The sequence below is a fragment of the Pseudomonas taiwanensis DSM 21245 genome, assembly GCF_000425785.1.
In the GTDB taxonomy this organism is placed as follows: domain Bacteria; phylum Pseudomonadota; class Gammaproteobacteria; order Pseudomonadales; family Pseudomonadaceae; genus Aquipseudomonas; species Aquipseudomonas taiwanensis.
The window spans coordinates 70,260-88,117 of sequence record NZ_AUEC01000025.1 but is presented as its reverse complement, the minus strand read 5'-3'; the positions used below and the strand labels follow the sequence as shown (position 1 = coordinate 88,117).

The following is a 17,858-nucleotide window of genomic DNA, read 5'->3' as shown; positions in this document are numbered from 1 at the left end:
TATCGAACAATCAGTTTTATTGAGCGTTGCAGTCCAAGGTGATGCGCAGTTTGATGATCTCCCGGTTGAACTTGGCGGTGACATCCACGCTTTTACCTGCCGGAACGTTCACCCGGCGCACCCGTGGCGCTTCCGGGCCATTGCGAAACATCACCTTGCACGCCGCCGGTACCTGCCCATAGTTGTTCAGGGTAATGGCACCGATGTCATAGGCCGTGTCGTAGGCGGTGTAGTCGAGTTTGACCCCCGTCAGTTCCTTCTCCACGTCGATGGGATAAGCCATGGCCCCGAGGGGCAGGCACATCAGTAAAGCCGCACAACATTTCTTCATGGGGCGCTCTCCTTGAAAGAGCGCAGCTTAGGACAACAGGAGCCAAAGATGAAAGCGCCGCGCGTGACCCTGGATCAGTGGCGAACCCTGCAGGCAGTGGTCGATCACGGCGGGTTCGCCCAGGCTGCCGAGGCCCTGCACCGCTCGCAGTCGTCGGTGAGCTATACCGTGGCACGCATGCAGGAACAATTGGGCGTGCCCCTGCTGCGCATTGATGGACGCAAGGCGGTGTTGACCGAAGCGGGCAATGTGCTGCTGCGCCGTTCCCGCCACCTGGTGAAGCAGGCCAGCCAGCTCGAAGACCTGGCGCACCACATGGAACAAGGCTGGGAGGCCGAGGTGCGCGTGGTGGTCGATGCCGCCTACCCCAGCGCTCGTCTGGTGCGTGCCCTGGCCGCCTTCATGCCGCAGAGCCGCGGTTGCCGGGTGCGCCTGCGCGAGGAAGTGCTGTCCGGTGTCGAGGAAGTCATGCATGAAGGCATTGCCGACCTCGCCATCAGCAGCTACAGCATCGGTGGTTACCTGGGCAGCGAGCTCAGCGCGGTGGAGTTCATCGCAGTCGCCCACCCCGAGCACAGCCTGCATCGTCTGGGACGGGAAATCACCTTCCAGGACCTGGAAAGCCAGTTGCAGGTGGTGATCCGCGACTCCGGGCGCGCCCAGCCGCGCGATGTCGGCTGGCTGGGCGCCGAGCAGCGCTGGACCGTCGGCAGCCTGGGCACCGCCGCGACCTTCGTCAGCAGCGGCCTGGGCTTCGCCTGGCTACCACGGCACATGATCGAACGGGAGCTGCGTGAGGGCGTGCTCAAGCCGTTGCCACTGGATCAGGGTGGCAGCCGCCATCCACTGTTCTACCTTTATTCGAGCAAAGAGAAGACCCTGGGCCCGGCTACGCAGATCCTCATCGAATTGCTGCGCAACTTCGATACCGCGCCACTGGACGTGCCCTTCGCAGCCCCCCCACAAGCCTGAGAGGACCGCGCCCATGGCCTATTTCGAACACCAGGGATGCTCACTGCATTACGAGGAATATGGCCAGGGCGCCCCCCTGGTGTTGCTGCACGGACTGGGGTCTAGCAGCCAGGACTGGGAACTGCAGGTACCCGTGCTGAGCCTTCATTATCGCGTGATTGTCATGGACATCCGGGGCCACGGGCGCTCCGACAAACCCCGCGACGGCTACCAGATCGCCACCTTCAGCGCCGACCTGCTGGCCCTGCTCGAACACCTTCAGACCGGGCCGGTGCATTTCGTCGGCCTGTCCATGGGCGGCATGGTCGGCTTCCAGTTCGCTGTCGATCATCCGCAATGGCTGCGCAGCCTGTGCATCGTCAACAGTGCCCCCGAAGTCAAGCGCCGTACCCGCAGCGACTGGATCTGGTGGCTCAAGCGCTGGGGCCTGGCGCGCATCCTGAGTGTCGAAACGGTCGGCAAGGGCCTGGCCGAGCGGCTGTTCCCCAAACCCCAGCAAGCCGAGCTGCGTCAAACCATGGCCCAACGCTGGGCTCGCAACGACAAACGCGCCTACCTCAAGAGCTTCGACGCCATCGTCGACTGGGGTGTACAGGAACGCATCGGGCAGATCCGCTGTCCTACCCTGGTGATCGCCGCCGACCAGGATTACACCCCGATACAACTCAAAGAGCGCTACGTCGCCCTGATGCCCCAGGCAAAGCTGGTAGTCATCGACGATTCCCGGCACGCTACACCCCTCGATCAACCCGAGGTCTTCAACCAGACCCTGCTGCACTTCCTTGCAGCCGCCTCAACCTCTCAAGGATCTTTGAGCCCATGCTGAAAAAACTCCTGCTCACCGCCTGCTCGGTCGCGTTCGCCACAAGCGTCATGGCTTCCGACAAGACCCCTCACGTGTTGCTCGACACCAGCTTCGGCCCGGTCGAAATCGAGCTCAATGCCGAGAAGGCGCCGATCAGTACCAAGAACTTCCTCGAATACGTCGACAGCGGCTTCTACAACAACACCATCTTCCACCGTGTGATCCCAGGCTTCATGGCCCAAGGCGGCGGCTTCACTGACCAGATGGTGCAAAAGAGCACCCGCGCGCCGATCACCAACGAAGCCGGCAATGGCCTGCAGAACACCCGTGGCACCCTGGCCATGGCCCGCACCTCGGACCCGAACTCGGCCACCAGCCAGTTCTTCATCAACGTGGCCGACAACGATTTCCTCAACCCTGGCCGTGACCGCGGCTACGCCGTGTTCGGCAAGGTCACCAAGGGCATGGAGGTGGTCGACCAGATCGTCAACTCGCCGACCACCATCAAGAAGGGCATGCGCGATGTCCCGGCCGACCCGGTGTACATCAAGTCCGCCAAACGCATCGACTGACCCCAGGCTTCACAGGGACGTGAAACCGCCTGAGGGTCGGATGGAACAGGAGTGCCGTCACCCATGCTGTATCGCCGTTTCGAGCAACTGATCGATATCTTCCGCGAGGCGCCGAGCGAGGCGCCTCCCAGCCAGGTCTGGCCGTTCTACCTGTACTACCTGCGCCAGGTATGGCCGAGTTTCCTCGCCCTACTGGTGGTCGGCCTGGTCGCCTCGGTCATCGAAGTGGCGATGTTCAGCTACCTGAGCCGCATCATCGACCTGGCCCAGGGCACTGCCAATGCTAACTTCTTCAGCGAGCACAGTGGCGAACTGATCTGGATGCTGGTGGTGATCCTGGTGCTGCGGCCGCTGTTCTTCGGCCTGCACGATCTGCTGGTGCACCAGACCATCAACCCCGGCATGACCAGCCTGATCCGTTGGCAAAACCATACCTATGTGCTCAAGCAGAGTCTGAACTTCTTCCAGAGCGACTTCGCCGGGCGCATCGCCCAGCGCATCATGCAGACCGGCAACTCCCTTCGCGATTCAGCCGTGCAGGCGGTGGATGCCCTATGGCATGTGCTGATCTACGCCATCAGCTCGCTGGTGCTGTTCGCCGAGGCCGACTGGCGCCTCATGCTGCCACTGCTGGCCTGGATCGCCTGCTACATCGCCGCGCTCTGTTACTTCGTGCCACGGGTCAAGGAACGCTCGGTAATTTCCTCCGACGCCCGCTCCAAGCTGATGGGCAGAATCGTCGATGGCTACACCAACATCGCCACCCTGAAGCTGTTCGCCCACACCGACTTCGAGCAGCAGTACGCCCGCGACGCCATCCGCGAACAGACCGAGAAAACCCAGCTGGCCTCCCGCGTCATCACCAGCATGGACGTCGTCATCACCAGCCTCAATGGCCTGCTGGTGGTCACCACCACCGGCCTGGCACTGTGGCTGTGGAGCCAGTCGCTGATCACTGTCGGCGCCATCGCCCTGGCCACGGGCCTGGTGATTCGCATCGTCAACATGTCAGGCTGGATCATGTGGGTGGTCAACGGCATTTTCGAGAACATCGGCATGGTCCAGGACGGCCTGCAGACCATCGCCCAGCCCGTGACCGTCACCGACAAGCCCAATGCGCCCGCGCTGAAGGTCAGCCGCGGCGCCGTACGCTTCGATGACGTCGACTTCCATTATGGCAAGGGCCGCAACGTGATCGATGGGCTGAACCTGGACATTCGCCCAGGAGAAAAGATCGGCCTGATCGGCCCCTCCGGCGCTGGCAAATCCACCTTGGTCAACCTGTTGCTGCGCCTTTACGACGTGCAGGGCGGGCGCATTCTCATCGATGGCCAGGATATCGCCGAAGTGAGCCAGGCCAGCCTGCGGGCGCAGATCGGCATGATTACCCAGGACACCTCGCTGTTGCACCGATCGATCCGCGACAACCTGCTGTATGGCCGCCCCGATGCCAGCGAGCTGGCGTTGCACGAAGCCGTGCGCCGCGCCCGCGCCGACGAGTTCATACCGCAGCTCTCGGACGCCCAGGGTCGCACCGGCTTCGACGCCCATGTCGGCGAGCGCGGGGTCAAGCTCTCAGGCGGTCAGCGTCAGCGGATCGCCATCGCCCGCGTGCTACTGAAGAACGCTCCTATTCTGATCATGGACGAAGCCACCTCGGCGCTGGACTCGGAGGTCGAGGCGGCGATCCAGGAAAGCCTGGAAACCTTGATGCAAGGCAAGACCGTGATCGCCATTGCCCACCGGTTATCGACCATCGCGCGAATGGACCGGCTGGTCGTGCTGGACAAGGGGCGTATCGTCGAAAGTGGCAGCCACAGCGAGCTGCTGGAACAGCAGGGCCTGTACGCGCGCTTGTGGCATCACCAGACCGGAGGATTCGTCGGCGTCGACTGACCGCGCCCACAGAGCTGATGCGATCAATCCCGCCGATACGGCAACATGCCCCGTGCTTCCTCGGCATAGGCCCTCACCCCTAGCCGTTCCTGCCCGAGGAAGTCCTCTACCGCGCGGCGCAGGCCCGGATGCAGCAGGTAGTGCCACGACCGCGTCAACACAGGCTCAAAGCCTCGGATCAACTTGTGCTCCCCCTGCGCGCCAGCATCGAATCGCTGGAGTCCCTGGGCCATGGCAAAGTCCATGCCCTGGTAGAAACAGGTCTCGAAATGCAGCCGGTCGAATTCATCCAGGCAACCCCAGTAGCGACCGAACAGGCTGTCACCACCGACCAGGCTCAGCGCCATGGCCACGTCACGCCCGCCCTGACGAGCCATGACGACCTGCACCGACGCCGGCATACGTTCCGCCAACAGGCTGAAGAATTCCCTCGTCAGGTAGGGCGCACGCCGACGCACTGCGTAGGTATTGGCGTAGCAGCGATAGACGAAGTCCCATCGCGCCTCGTCCAGTTCATCGCCCCGATACCACTGAAAATCAATGCCCTGCCCGGCCACCTGCTCACGCTCCTTGCGCATCTGCTTGCGCTTGCGTGAACTCAAGGTATCGAGAAAGTCCTGAAAGTCCCGATAACCCCGGTTGCGCCAGTGGAACTGGCAACCCAACCGCTCCATCCAGCCCGGCAAGCCGGCGATCTGCTCATCCAGCGCGGGCTCGGTAAAGTTGATATGCGCCCCGGACAAGCCGCCCTTGCCCAGGTACTCCGGCAACGCCTGAAGCAACACCAGGCCATCGTCGGGCGCGCTGGCGAGCAGGCGCGGGCCACTGACCGGGCTGAACGGCACGGCACCGAGCAGTTTGGGGTAATAGGCGATCCCGGCTCGCTCACAGGCATCCGCCCAACCATGGTCGAACACGTACTCACCGAACGAATGCCATTTGCGGTAGGCCGGCAGCAGCGCCCGCACCTTTCCATCACGCTCCAGCACCAGGTGCTCGGCAGCCCAGCCGGTGCTGGGTGCGACGCTGCCGCTGTCTTCCATCGAACTCAAGAATGCATGGCGTAGAAAGGGCTGGCCTGCAGGCACCAACGCATCCCAGGTGGCCGCTGGCAAGTCACGCAAATGGGCAAGGCTGTAGAGGCTGGTCACGGTATCGACTCTCGGTTTGAGGGGGCCAGTATCTCGGAAAGACGCACTGTCGCTCAAATGGTGCAGGCCCCCGCTTATCCTTTCATTCTCAATTACTTAACCACAGTGCCACTAATTAGACATTAATCTGTCATTCGCCCCCGCAATACTTGCGCCTGTTTTCCGGAACCTCAGAACCTGTCTATTCAGGCCCTTTCCGAAGACATGCCAACATAGGGGCGGGCGCAGAGCCTCCCCCATTTTTTTCAGTAGGGAGAACCTTATGCGTCTTGTTTCTACACTTACCGGAGTGAGCCTCACCGGCATGATGCTGGCTCTGAGTACTCCGGCCAGTGCTGCTGTCGACGCCAAGCTGCTCGAGATGCTCCGCGCCAATGGCTCGATCAATCAGGCGCAGTACAACGAACTGCAGGGCGACCTGGCAAAGGAAACCAAGGAAAAGGCCGACCAGAAAGCTCAGTCCGACCGCCTGAGTTCTTTCGAACAGAAAGTGGCATGGGCCGCCAAGACCCAGATCAAAGGTGATGTACGCCTGCGCTACGAAGACGTCAACGTCGACGATCCGAACAGCAGCAGCGGCAACCAGGATCGTCAGCGCGTCCGTGCCCGCGTTGGCTTCTACAGCGAGATCAACCCGCAAGTCGACGCAGGCGTGCGTATCGCCACTGGCAGCAGCGCCGACCGTCGCTCGACCAATCAGAGCTTCGACAACTACTTCGACAAGAAGTCGCTGTGGGTCGACCAGGCTTACCTGGACTGGCACCCTACCGGCGTGCCGAACCTGCACCTGATCGGCGGCAAGATGCAGCAGCCTTGGGTGAGCATGGGCGACATCATCTGGGACAGCGACATCAACCCGGAAGGCTTCGCCGCCACCTACAAAACCGACCTGGGCGGCGCCGAAGTGTTCGCCAGCGCCGGTCAGTACACCCTCAAGGACAACGTCGATGGTGACGGCGTGCAATACAAGCACGACGCCCAGGTCTACCACGGCCAGTTGGGGACCAAGTTCGCGCCGGTCGATGCCCTAAAAGTCACCGTGGGTGCGAGCATCTACGGCTATGACAACGACAAGGAAGCCGCCATCCTCCAGTCGTTCGGCAACACCACCAACGAGTTCAACCTGGTCGAAGGCTTCGGCCAGATCGACTTTACCGGCTTCGCCATCCCGCTGTCGGCTTACGGCCAGTACGTGAAGAACACCGAGAGCACCGACGGCGAAGACCAGGCCTGGCTGGCCGGTCTGAAGACCAAGCTCGGAGCCTGGAGCCTGGACTACAACTACCGCGATGTGCAGCGCAACGCCGTGGTCAGCCTGTTCACTGATTCCGACTTCGGCAACGGCTACACCGGCTCGCGTGGCCACAAGTTCAAGGTCGGTTACGAGATCGACAAGAACTTCTCGCTGGGCGCTACCTACCTGATGGCCAAGACCGACCTGTCGCAGTTGCCGAACAGCAATGCTGACGTCGACACCCTGCAGGTCGACCTGGAAGCCAAGTTCTAAGGGTTCGCTCTACGTCCAGGCGAGAAATGCTGACCCCATCCAGCATTTCTCGCCTTTTTCATGCCGGGTAGAAATGCACCGGTCTCTTCGCGGGTTGACCTGCGAAGAGACCGGTTCCGTCAGCCCAAGACTCAACGCTTGCGCAGAATCACGCTACCAATCGAATACCCCGCGCCGAACGAGCTCAGCACGCCCAGCGAACCTGGGGCCAGATCATCCTGATACAGGTGGAAGGCAATCACCGAGCCTGCCGAACTGGTGTTGGCATAGCGGTCCAGAATCACCGGTGCCTCTTCTTCAGCGACCTCACGTCCCAACAGCTTCTTGACGATCAAGTGGTTCATGCTCAGGTTGGCCTGGTGCAGCCAGAAGCGATTCACATCGCTCGGCTGAAGGCCATTTTCTTGAAGGTGAGCACCAACCAGTTCGGCCACTTTCGGGCACACCTCGCGGAACACCTTGCGGCCTTCCTGGATGAACAATTTGTCCGCAGCGCCCTCGCCTTCTTCCGCCGCGCGGTTGAGGAAGCCGAAGTTGTTGCGGATGTTGTTGGAGAACTCGGTCCACAGCTTGCTGCTGACAATCTCGAACTGGTGGCTGGAGGTAGCCTGGTCGGCACGTTCGATCAGCACCGCAGTGGCGGCATCACCGAAGATGAAATGGCTATCGCGGTCACGGAAGTTCAGGTGACCGGTGCAGACTTCCGGGTTGACCATCAGCACCGCCCGGGCCTGGCCCAGTTGCACACTGTTGGCGGCGGTCTGGATGCCGAAGGTGGCCGAGGAGCACGCCACGTTCATGTCGAAGGCAAAACCCTGAATCTCCAATGCCTTCTGCACCTCGATGGCGATTGCCGGGTACGGGCGTTGCAGGTTGGAGCAGGCGACGATCACCCCGTCGACATCCGCCGCCGTACGACCGGCGCGCTTCAGGGCCTGTCGGGCTGCGGCCACGGCCATTTCGCAGAGGATCGACGGCTCGTCATTGCTACGCTCCGGCAGCCGCGGCTTCATGCGCAAAGGGTCGAGAATGCCGGCCTTGTCCATGACGAAGCGGCTCTTGATGCCCGAAGCCTTTTCGATGAAAGCTGCATCGGAAAGCGGTGCTGCCTCGACCTCGCCACGCTCGATGGCCGCTGCGTTATCGTGGTTGAACTGCTGCGCCCAGGTGTTGAACGACGCCACCAGTTCTTCGTTGGAAATGCTCTGGGCCGGGGTATACAGGCCGGTGCCGCTGATCACGACGTTATGCACGGTCGTTCCTCTGGTCAAAGGCCATCGCCACGGGGCGCTGGCTGGAAACATGACAGATAATGGCACTTTAGTGCCAACTTAAAGACAAAGGGTTACACACTCGTCGCGGCCAAACCCCGCTCCTTCAGGAGCGGGTTGCCCGCGATAGGCCGCTAAACGGCCCAAAAATTCACCCAAGTGTGCCACAAACAGGGAAGTTTAGCCCTCTACCTGACTCCACTGTTTGCTTAATCGCTTGTCGGAAATTGGCACCTTGGTGCCCAACTGCTGGGCGAACAACGATACGCGATACTCTTCCAGCCACCAGCGGTACAGCGTCAGTTGCTCGTCACGCTTGCCCTCCTGGGCATGCTTGTCGGCACGCGCCTTGTACTGTGCCCACAGGTTGCCCAGCTCGCCGCTCCAGACCCTGTCCTTCTGCACCTGGGCGCCCAGCTTCTCGAGACGCAGCTCGACGGCCTTGAGATAGCGCGGCAACTCCTTGAACCAGACTCCCGGTGTTTCGCGCACGAAGCCTGGATACACCAGGTTGCTCAGTTGCTGCTTGATGTCGTTGAGCGACACCGCCTGGCTGAGGTCGATCTTGCCCTTGAAGCGCTTTTGCAGGCCGTGCCACAACTTAAGCACCTCCAGGGCCTGGCGGGCCAGACGCTCGGCATGCTCGGCCCAGCTACCGCGCTTGCGTTCGGCCAGGCCGGCCAATGCGGCGCCATCGCGCGGCAGCGGGTCTTCCCCTTCAAGGATGCAACTGTCGAGACTGGCCAACAGAATGTCCTCGACCAGCGCCTCGATACGACCCAGTTCGCGGTACAGCAAGCCCAACTCGGTCAGCCCTGGCAACTTGCCACGTAGGTACTTGGCGGGTTCGGCCAACTGCTGCAGCAACAGACGCTGGAGGGCGCGACGATGCTGGAACTCAGCCTCGGCCAAGGTCGAGAAGCGCGCCTCGCGCACGGTGCCGTTCGCTTCGACCAGCGCCGGGTAGACCGTCATCGACAACCCCGCGATCTTCTGCTGGGCGGTTTGCGCCACTTCGCTGAAAGCCTTGGCCTGCACCGGCTGCTCGGTTTTGTCGTTGCGCGGTACGGCCAGCGCTGCCTGGCTGGCGGCAGCGAAACGTGCCGTCAGCTCGGCCAGGTCACGCCCTTCGCCGAGGAACTTGCCTTGGCCATCGACCACTTCGATGTTCATCCGCAGGTGCCCTTCGACCAGGCGCACCGACTCGTCCCAGGCCTCATCGGACACCCGAGCGCCCGTCATGCGCAGCAACTCCTGGCCCAACGCCTGGGGCAATGCGCCTTGGCCGAAAGTCATGCGGGCAAGCGATGCCTTGACGAAGTCGGGTACCGGCACGAAATTCTTGCGCAGGGCCTTGGGCAGGTTACGCACCAAGGCCACGCACTTGGCTTCCAGCAAGCCCGGCACCAGCCACTCCAGGCGCTCGCCCGGCAGGCTCGGCAGCAACGGCGCGGGCACCCGCACGGTCACGCCATCGCGCGGGTGGCCTGGCTCGAAGTGGTAACTCAACGGCAAGCGCAGGTCACCCACCTGCAAGCTGTCGGGGTATTGCGCTGCGGTGACCTCGCTGGCTTCACGGGCCAGCACGTCTTCCTCGCGCATGATCAACAGGTTGGGGTCCTTCTGGCTGCCCATGCGGTACCAGCTGTCGAAGGTTGCGGTCTGGTGGATCTCTGCCGGTAGCCGCGCTTCATAAAAGGCGTAGAGGGTCTCTTCGTCGGCCAGGATGTCACGGCGGCGGGCCTTGGCTTCCAGCTCGTCGAGTTCTTCGAGCAGGCGCTTGTTGGCCGACAGGCACTTGGCCCGCGACTGGATCTCGCCACCAACCAGCGCTTCACGAATGAACAACTCACGCGAAGCCACCGGGTCGATGGGCCCGAAGTGCACCGGACGGCGGCCCACCAGGATCAGCCCGTACAGGGTGATCTGTTCGTAGGCCACCACCTGCCCGCGCTTCTTCTCCCAATGCGGTTCGAAATGGTTCTTCTTGACCAGGTGCGTGGCCAGCGGTTCGATCCAGTCGGGCTCGATCTTGGCCACCATCCGCGCATACAGCTTGGTGGTTTCCACCAGTTCGGCGGCCATCACCCACTGCGGGCGCTTGCGGCCCAGCCCCGAGGACGGATGCACCCAGAAACGCCGCTGGCGGGCGCCCTGGTAGTCGCCATCTTCGGTCTTGTGGCCGATCTGACTCAGCAATCCGCTGAGAATGGCCTTGTGCATCCGCTGATAGTCCGACGGATCCTTGTTCACCGCCAATTGCAGGTCGCGGCAGATCAGCGCCAACTGGCGATGAGCATCGCGCCATTCACGCAGACGCAGGTAATTCAGGAAGTTTTTCCGGCACCAGTTGCGCAGCGGGTTGGCGGTCAGCGCCTGGCGCTGCTCCTCGAAACCGCGCCACAGATTGACCAGGGCAGCGAAGTCGGAGTCGACATCCTTCCACTGGGCATGGGCCTGGTCGGCGGCTTGCTGTCGCTCGGGTGGGCGTTCGCGGGGGTCCTGCACCGACAATGCACTGGCGACGATCAGTATTTCCTGCAGGCTGCCCTGGCGCGCGCCTTCGAGCAGCATACGGCCCAGTCGCGGGTCGATCGGCAAGCGCGCCAGCTGGCGGCCCAGCGGCGTCAGCTGGTTCTCGCGGTTGACCGCCGACAGCTCCTGCAGCAGGTTGAAGCCGTCACTGATGGCCTTGCCATCCGGCGGTTCGATGAACGGGAAGGCATCGATGGCGCCCAGGCGCAGGTGCAGCATCTGCAGGATGACGGCCGCCAAGTTGGTGCGCAGGATTTCCGGGTCGGTGAACGCTGGCCGGCCGTTGAAATCCTCTTCGCTGTAAAGACGCACGCAAATACCCGGCTCGACGCGGCCGCAGCGGCCTTTGCGCTGGTTGGCACTGGCCTGGGACACGGCCTCGATCGGCAAGCGCTGCACCTTGGCGCGGTAGCTGTAGCGGCTGATGCGTGCAGTACCGGTATCGATCACGTAACGAATACCCGGCACCGTCAGCGAGGTTTCGGCCACGTTGGTCGCCAGCACCACCCGGCGCCCGGTATGGGGCTGGAAAATGCGCTGCTGCTCGGCCGGGGAAAGCCGGGCATACAGCGGCAGGATCTCGGTGTGGCGAAGCTGGGCCTTGCGCAGGATGTCGGCGGCATCGCGAATCTCGCGCTCACCAGGCAGGAACACCAGCACATCGCCCGGCCCCTTGCCTTCGCTGCGCTCATGCTGGGCCAGCTCGTCCAGGGTAGCGAGAATCGCCTGGTCGACCGTGAGATCGTCCTCGACCTGGTTGCCTTCCTCGTCCTGCTCGCTGGTCAACGGGCGGTACCAGGTTTCTACCGGGTAGGTACGGCCGGACACCTCGATGATCGGCGCGCCGTCGAAGTGCTTGGAGAAGCGCTCCAGGTCGATGGTCGCCGAAGTGATGATCAGTTTCAGGTCGGGACGACGGTGCAGCAGCGTCTTGAGGTAGCCCAGGAGAAAGTCGATGTTCAGGCTGCGCTCGTGAGCCTCGTCGACGATGATCGTGTCGTAGCGTTCGAGGAAGCGGTCGTGCTGGGTTTCAGCGAGCAGGATACCGTCGGTCATCAGCTTGACCAAGGTGTTGCTGTCGCTCTGGTCTTCGAAGCGCACCTGATAACCCACCAACCCGCCCAACGGCGTGCCCAGCTCTTCTGCCACCCGCGCGGCAACGCTGCGCGCAGCGATTCGCCGAGGCTGGGTATGGGCGATCAGGCCATGGCTGCCACGGCCAAGCTCCAGGCAAATCTTCGGCAGCTGGGTGGTTTTGCCCGAGCCGGTCTCACCTGCGATCACCAGCACCTGGTTTTCGGACAGGGCTTTCTTGATTTCGTCGCGCTTGGCGGCAATCGGCAAGCTGTCGTCGTAGCGGATGTGCGGCACGCTCTGCTGGCGTGCGGTGACCTGGGCGCAGGATGCCTGGACCTTTTCCACCCATTGCGCCAGCTTGGCTTCGTCAGGGCGCTTGCGCAGCTCATGGATCTGCCGCCGCAGTCGATGGCGGTCGGCGATCATGGCGTGGTCGAGGTTTTTCAGCAATTGGTCGATGGCGTGGTCTGTCATGGGGCTTTTTAATCGTGCAGGTGAGCCTGCTTTTTCATGATCGGCATGCGAGAGATGCGCGATTGTCGCAGATTTGACGGTTGTTTGCTGTCTGCACCGGTCCCAGCGCCGGTAAGCAGGCTCCGATGGCTATCGCGGCGTCCGCGCGCCTGCGAATGTTTAGCGAAGCCAGATGTGAAGGTTGCCATTCACTGCTTTAATCAACCTTACGCCGCATGTGAGTATCGAAGGCATGACTTGCGTCCAGCTCCTCGCCCCACCGTCCTCCCGCCCTTCGCTGCCGAAGGCCCGAAGCTGTGCCGGTGAAAATCCGCTGGTCCACATCATCCTTGCCTTCTGGGCCCTGTGGCACTGCCGTCACGCACGCCCACCGGATACTTCGCTCACGCTTGACTGATCCGAACCGGCCCCTATCGGCCGATTGACCCAGCTCGACCGCCCGCATGCGCGGCGGTCCTGTGCGCCCATGAGCGAACCAATATGCACTTTGCACACCCAGAGCAGGCCAGCCGCTTCCTGGCTGAAAACCCCGATATCGAGCTGTTCGAACTGTTCATCCTCGACGCCAATGGCGTGCCCCGCGGCAAGCTGCTGCACCGCGATGAGCTGATGGCCGTCTATGCCAGCGGTCGCCCACTGCCCAGCACCATCCTTGGCCTGACCCTCAACGGCGACGACGTGGAAAACTCCGGGCTGGTGTGGGATGTCGGCGACATCGATTGCCGCGCCTACCCCTTGGACGGCTCGCTGGTGCGCCTGCCCTGGCGCCGCGTACCGACCGCCGCGGTGCAGGTCAGCATGCACCCTACCGAGGGCTTGCCTGCCAGCGTTGCCGACCCCCGTCATGTACTGCTGCGCACCCTCGATGCGCTGAAGGCCGACGGCTATTACCCGGTGATGGCCTGCGAGCTGGAGTTCTACCTGCTTGACCAAAAGCGCGATGCCCAAGGACGCCCGCAACCGGCGCTGGATGCCGATGGCGGCAGACCGCGTACCACCCAGGTCTACGGCCTGCGTGAACTGGAGCAGATCGAGCCGTTCCTGGCCGACCTGTACGCCGCCTGCAAAGCCCAGGGCATTCCGGCACGTACCGCGATTTCCGAGTACGCGCCCGGCCAGGTGGAAATCACCCTGGAACACGGTGACGCCCTGACCGCCATGGACCAGGCTGTGCGCTACAAACGCCTGGTCAAGGGTGTGGCCCACGCCCATGGTATGCAGGCCTGTTTCATGGCCAAGCCATTCGCCGAACTGGCCGGCACGGGCATGCACATGCACCTGAGCCTGGCCGATAGCGCTGGCAACAACCTGTTTGCCAGCGACGACAAGGCCGGCACCCCCCTCTTGCGCCAGGCCGTGGCCGGCATGCTGCGCCACTTGCGCGAGTCGTTGTTGCTGTTCTGCCCCAATGCCAACTCGTTCCGACGCTTCCAGGCCAACAGCTATGCGCCGCTGGCCCCCACCTGGGGGGTGGACAACCGCACCGTGAGCCTGCGCGTGCCAGGCGGCCCGGCCAACAGCCGGCATGTCGAGCACCGCATATGCGGCGCAGATGCCAACCCTTACCTGGCCGCGGCGGCCATTCTGGCTGCCACCCACCGTGGTATTCGCGAGCAGCTGGACCCCGGTGCGCCGATCGAAGGTAACGGTTATGCCCAGGCCACCGAATTCCTGCCCACCGACTGGCTGACCGCACTGGACAGTCTGGAACGCTCTGACTGGGCTCGCGAAGCGCTGGGCGAGGCTTTCCTGGGGGTCTATTTGAAGGTCAAACGCGCCGAGTATCGCCAGTTCATGGCCGAAGTCAGCGAACAGGACTGGCGCTGGTACCTGCACCAGGCCTGAGCCCTACCCTATTGAAGAACAAGGAACACCCAATGAACGCAGCAGTGAAGAACGGGCCAGCCCAGCGCGCGCCGTCCTATTACAGCGCCACGTTGAACGACCACACGCAGTACCCGACCCTCAAGGGCACGGTGGAGGTCGACGTGGCCATCATCGGCGGCGGGTTCACCGGCGTGGCCACCGCCGTGGAGCTGGCCGAGCGTGGCCTGAAAGTTGCCATTGTCGAAACCAATCGCATCGGCTGGGGTGCCAGTGGGCGCAACGGCGGCCAGGTCACCGGCAGCCTGTCCGGTGATGAGGCCATGCGCGCGCAGATGCGCAAACGCCTCGGCAGCGAGGTCGACGACTTCATCTGGCACCTGCGCTGGCGAGGGCACCAGATCATCGAACAGCGCGTCGAGCGCTATCGAATAGATTGCGACCTCAAGCGTGGCCACCTGCATGCCGCCATGAAGCCCTCGCACATGGCAGAACTGCGCGGGTTCGAAGCCGAAGCCCAACGTCGTGGCATGGGGGACCAGGTGCAACTGCTCGACCGCCAGGCCGTCTCCCGACACCTGCAAAGCCCGCTGTACCTGGGTGCGCTGAAGAACCGACGCAACCTGCACCTGCATCCGCTCAACCTGTGCCTGGGCGAAGCCCGTGCCGCCCACAGCCTGGGTGCTCTGGTCTTCGAAAACTCCGAGGTACTGGAGATCGTCCATGGCCCGCGTCCGGCGGTGGTCACCGCCGAAGGGAGGATCGAGGCCCGCCAGGTGATGCTGGCCGGCGATGTCTACCACAAGCTGGAAAAGCGCCAGCTCAAGGGCAAGATCTTCCCAGCCATGGGCGGCATCGTCACCACCGCGCCGTTGGGCGAGCTGGCCGAGCAGATCAACCCGCAAGACCTGGCGGTGTACGACTGCCGATTCGTGCTCGACTACTACCGTCTGACGGCTGACAAGCGCCTGCTGTTCGGCGGCGGCGCCAACTATTCGGGCAAGGATTCGCGTGATATCGAGGGCGAGCTGCGCCCTTGCATCGAGCGGACCTTCCCGGCACTCAAGGGCATCCCGATCGAGTTCCAGTGGAGTTGCGCCATGGGCATCGTGGTCAACCGCATTCCACAGCTGGGCAAGCTTTCGGACAACGTGTGGTACTGCCAGGGTTATTCCGGGCATGGCATCGCCACCAGCCACATCATGGGCGAGATCATGGCCGAGGCATTGACAGGAACGCTCGAAAAGTTCGACACCTTCGCAGCGTGCAAGCACATCAGGGTGCCAATGGGCGATCTGCTGGGGAATCCGCTGTTGGCGGCGGGGATGTGGTACTACCAGATGCTGGAAAAAATGCGCTGAAGCATGCACGGATAAACCCGCTTCAACAGGGCTCTTGCGATACCTGTGGAAGCGGGGTTACCCGCGAAGTGGCCAGAGAAGTCGTTCAGGCGATCTTCTTCAGCCCTTGCTTCTTCAACTCTTCATCGCGCAGCTCACGCCGCAGGATCTTGCCCACGTTGGTGGTCGGCAGCGCATCCCGGAACTCGATGTAGCGCGGCACCTTATAGCCGGTGACATTGGCACGCATGTGCTCCATCACCTGCTCCTTGGTCAGGGTCATGCCTGGCTTGACCACGATGAACACCTTGATCACCTCGCCCGACTTCTCGTCCGGCACGCCGATGGCCGCGCACTGCAGCACGCCCGGCAAACTGGCGAGCACATCTTCCAGTTCGTTGGGGTACACGTTGAAGCCCGAGACCAGGATCATATCCTTCTTGCGGTCGACGATGCGCATGTAGCCATCTTGCTGGATCAACGCGATGTCACCGGTCTTCAGCCAGCCCTCGCTGTCGAGGATCTCGGCGGTGGCATCTTCCCGCTGCCAGTAGCCCTTCATCACTTGCGGGCCCTTGACGCACAGCTCGCCCACTTCGCCCAGCGGCAGTTCCTGGCCATTGTCGTCGATGACCTTGCACAGGGTCGACGGCACCGGGATGCCAATGGTGCCGACCTGGTTGGCGTCCGCCGGATTGACCGCCGCCACCGGGCTGGTTTCGGTCATGCCGTAGCCTTCGCAAATGGCGCAGCCGGTAACGGTCTTCCAGCGTTCGGCCACGCTCAATTGCAAGGCCATGCCACCGGACAGGGTGATCTTCAGCGCCGAGAAGTCCAGGGCACGGAACGCCTCGTTGTTGCACAGGGCCACGAACAGCGTGTTCAGGCCCACGAAGCCACTGAACTTCCACTTGCCCAGTTCCTTGACCATGGCGGGCAGGTCACGCGGGTTGCTGATCAGCACGTTGTGGTTGCCGATCAGCATCATGGCCATGCAATGGAAGGTGAAGGCATAGATGTGGTACAGCGGCAGCGGGGTGATCAGGATCTCGCAACCTTCGTGCAGATTCGAGCCCATCAGCGCGCGGCACTGCAGCATATTGGCCACCAGGTTGCGGTGAGTCAGCATCGCCCCTTTGGCCACGCCGGTGGTTCCGCCAGTGTATTGCAGCACGGCCACATCGTTAGGTTGTGGATTGGCTTCGGTTACCGGCTGGCCCTTGCCCAGCGCCAAGGTGTCGTTGAAGCGCACCGCGCCCGGCAGGTTGTATGCCGGCACCATCTTCTTCACGTACTTGATCACGCTGTTGATCAACAGGCGCTTGAGCGGCGGCAGCAGGTCGGCCACTTCGGTGACGATGACGTGCTTGACCTGGGTCTTGGGCACGACCTTCTCGGCCAGGTGGGCCATGTTGGCCAGGCACACCAGCGCCTTGGCGCCGGAGTCGTTGAACTGGTGTTCCATTTCCCGCGCGGTGTACAACGGGTTGGTGTTGACCACGATCAGGCCGGCACGCATGGCGCCAAATACCGCGACCGGATACTGCAAGACGTTGGGCAACTGCACGGCAATGCGATCACCCGGTTTCAAGTCGGTATGCTGCTGCAGCCAGGCGGCAAAGGCGCCAGACAGCGCATACAACTCGCCATAGGTGATGGTCTTGCCCAGGTTGCTAAAGGCCGGTTTATCTGCAAAGCGTTGGCAGGATTGCTTCAGTACCGCCTGGATGTTGGGGAATTCGTCAGGATTGATTTCCGCCGTAATCCCGGCTGGGTACTTATCCTTCCAAAAATTTTCGATCATGGAAGCCCACTCCTTCAGCAACAGCGAAGTTCATTTACGCGTAGATGCGTTTATTATTGATATGCGATGACGGTTCATTGCAAACCGAATCACCTGGAAGCGCGCCGAGAGTAACAGCTTTGAATAGGGTCGCCTAGAGCCCAAAACGGCCTCAATGGTCACAAAAATGACTCAATGAACGATACAGGTCATTTTTAGAGTATTTATCCAAAATGTCGCAAAGTGCGCATGAAGGTGCATTCTAGAGCGGCTCCACGGCATACGCGGGTAAACCCGCCCCACCATTACCCAGGGGAGCG

12 protein-coding genes are annotated in these 17,858 nt (G+C 62.3%); 7 read left to right on the top strand and 5 right to left on the bottom strand.

Annotated features, from left to right (window positions below; all coding sequences use genetic code 11):
• Positions 1-16: 16 nt before the first annotated feature.
• Positions 17-331 carry a hypothetical protein gene (locus tag H620_RS0112415; RefSeq protein ID WP_023381693.1) on the bottom strand — a complete coding sequence of 105 codons (315 nt, stop codon included), beginning with the start codon at positions 329-331 and terminating at the stop codon, positions 17-19.
• Positions 332-379: 48 nt separating this feature from the next.
• Between H620_RS0112415 and H620_RS0112410 the strand changes: the two genes are divergently transcribed.
• From H620_RS0112410 to H620_RS0112395, 4 genes are all read left to right on the top strand, one after another.
• Complete coding sequence (locus H620_RS0112410; RefSeq protein WP_023381694.1) at positions 380-1,303, top strand: LysR family transcriptional regulator; 924 nt, start codon at positions 380-382, stop codon at positions 1,301-1,303.
• Between the two features lie 13 nt (positions 1,304-1,316).
• A complete protein-coding gene (locus H620_RS0112405) occupies positions 1,317-2,129 on the top strand; it encodes an alpha/beta fold hydrolase (RefSeq protein ID WP_023381695.1) in 813 nt (270 codons plus the stop codon).
• A complete protein-coding gene (locus H620_RS0112400) occupies positions 2,123-2,680 on the top strand; it encodes a peptidylprolyl isomerase (RefSeq protein ID WP_023381696.1) in 558 nt (185 codons plus the stop codon). The genes H620_RS0112405 and H620_RS0112400 overlap by 7 nt, the downstream gene beginning before the upstream one ends.
• Positions 2,681-2,743: 63 nt before the next feature.
• On the top strand, positions 2,744-4,576 hold the full coding sequence (locus H620_RS0112395; protein ID WP_023381697.1) for an ABC transporter ATP-binding protein: 1,833 nt from the start codon (positions 2,744-2,746) through the stop codon (positions 4,574-4,576).
• 23 nt (positions 4,577-4,599) lie between these two features.
• Here the strand turns inward: H620_RS0112395 and H620_RS0112390 are convergent, their stop codons facing one another.
• Entirely contained in the window at positions 4,600-5,727 is a 1,128-nt protein-coding gene (locus H620_RS0112390; protein WP_023381698.1) for a GNAT family N-acetyltransferase, read from the bottom strand.
• Positions 5,728-5,989: 262 nt separating this feature from the next.
• Here H620_RS0112390 and H620_RS0112385 point away from each other — a divergent pair, with 262 nt between their 5' ends.
• Complete coding sequence (locus H620_RS0112385) at positions 5,990-7,234, top strand: putative porin (RefSeq protein ID WP_023381699.1); 1,245 nt, start codon at positions 5,990-5,992, stop codon at positions 7,232-7,234.
• A gap of 131 nt (positions 7,235-7,365) precedes the next feature.
• Here the strand turns inward: H620_RS0112385 and H620_RS0112380 are convergent, their stop codons facing one another.
• Together H620_RS0112380 and hrpA are read right to left on the bottom strand one after the other, a co-directional pair.
• Entirely contained in the window at positions 7,366-8,487 is a 1,122-nt protein-coding gene (locus tag H620_RS0112380) for a beta-ketoacyl-ACP synthase III (protein WP_023381700.1), read from the bottom strand.
• Between the two features lie 198 nt (positions 8,488-8,685).
• Positions 8,686-12,591, bottom strand: a complete 3,906-nt coding sequence (gene hrpA / locus H620_RS0112375) for an ATP-dependent RNA helicase HrpA (protein ID WP_023381701.1) — start codon at positions 12,589-12,591, stop codon at positions 8,686-8,688.
• 480 nt (positions 12,592-13,071) lie between these two features.
• Here hrpA and H620_RS0112365 point away from each other — a divergent pair, with 480 nt between their 5' ends.
• Positions 13,072-14,436, top strand: coding sequence for a glutamine synthetase family protein (locus H620_RS0112365; RefSeq protein ID WP_027907441.1), 1,365 nt, complete (start codon positions 13,072-13,074; stop codon positions 14,434-14,436).
• A gap of 32 nt (positions 14,437-14,468) precedes the next feature.
• The gene (locus H620_RS0112360) at positions 14,469-15,776 is read left to right on the top strand and encodes an NAD(P)/FAD-dependent oxidoreductase (protein ID WP_023381704.1); all 1,308 of its coding nucleotides are present in this window, start codon (positions 14,469-14,471) and stop codon (positions 15,774-15,776) included.
• Positions 15,777-15,861: 85 nt separating this feature from the next.
• Here H620_RS0112360 and fadD1 read toward each other — a convergent pair whose 3' ends face one another.
• Positions 15,862-17,559, bottom strand: coding sequence for a long-chain-fatty-acid--CoA ligase FadD1 (gene fadD1, locus H620_RS0112355; RefSeq protein ID WP_023381705.1), 1,698 nt, complete (start codon positions 17,557-17,559; stop codon positions 15,862-15,864).
• Between the last annotated feature and the right edge of the window lie 299 nt (positions 17,560-17,858).

Coding starts and splice junctions, on each gene's coding strand:
- H620_RS0112360 (WP_023381704.1), top strand. CDS start 14,469: ATGAACGCAGCAGTGAAGAACGGGCCAGCCCAGCGCGCGCCGTCCTAT.
- H620_RS0112365 (WP_027907441.1), top strand. CDS start 13,072: ATGCACTTTGCACACCCAGAGCAGGCCAGCCGCTTCCTGGCTGAAAAC.
- H620_RS0112385 (WP_023381699.1), top strand. CDS start 5,990: ATGCGTCTTGTTTCTACACTTACCGGAGTGAGCCTCACCGGCATGATG.
- H620_RS0112410 (WP_023381694.1), top strand. CDS start 380: ATGAAAGCGCCGCGCGTGACCCTGGATCAGTGGCGAACCCTGCAGGCA.
- H620_RS0112395 (WP_023381697.1), top strand. CDS start 2,744: ATGCTGTATCGCCGTTTCGAGCAACTGATCGATATCTTCCGCGAGGCG.
- H620_RS0112405 (WP_023381695.1), top strand. CDS start 1,317: ATGGCCTATTTCGAACACCAGGGATGCTCACTGCATTACGAGGAATAT.
- hrpA (WP_023381701.1), bottom strand. CDS start 12,591: ATGACAGACCACGCCATCGACCAATTGCTGAAAAACCTCGACCACGCC.
- H620_RS0112400 (WP_023381696.1), top strand. CDS start 2,123: ATGCTGAAAAAACTCCTGCTCACCGCCTGCTCGGTCGCGTTCGCCACA.
- H620_RS0112415 (WP_023381693.1), bottom strand. CDS start 331: ATGAAGAAATGTTGTGCGGCTTTACTGATGTGCCTGCCCCTCGGGGCC.
- fadD1 (WP_023381705.1), bottom strand. CDS start 17,559: ATGATCGAAAATTTTTGGAAGGATAAGTACCCAGCCGGGATTACGGCG.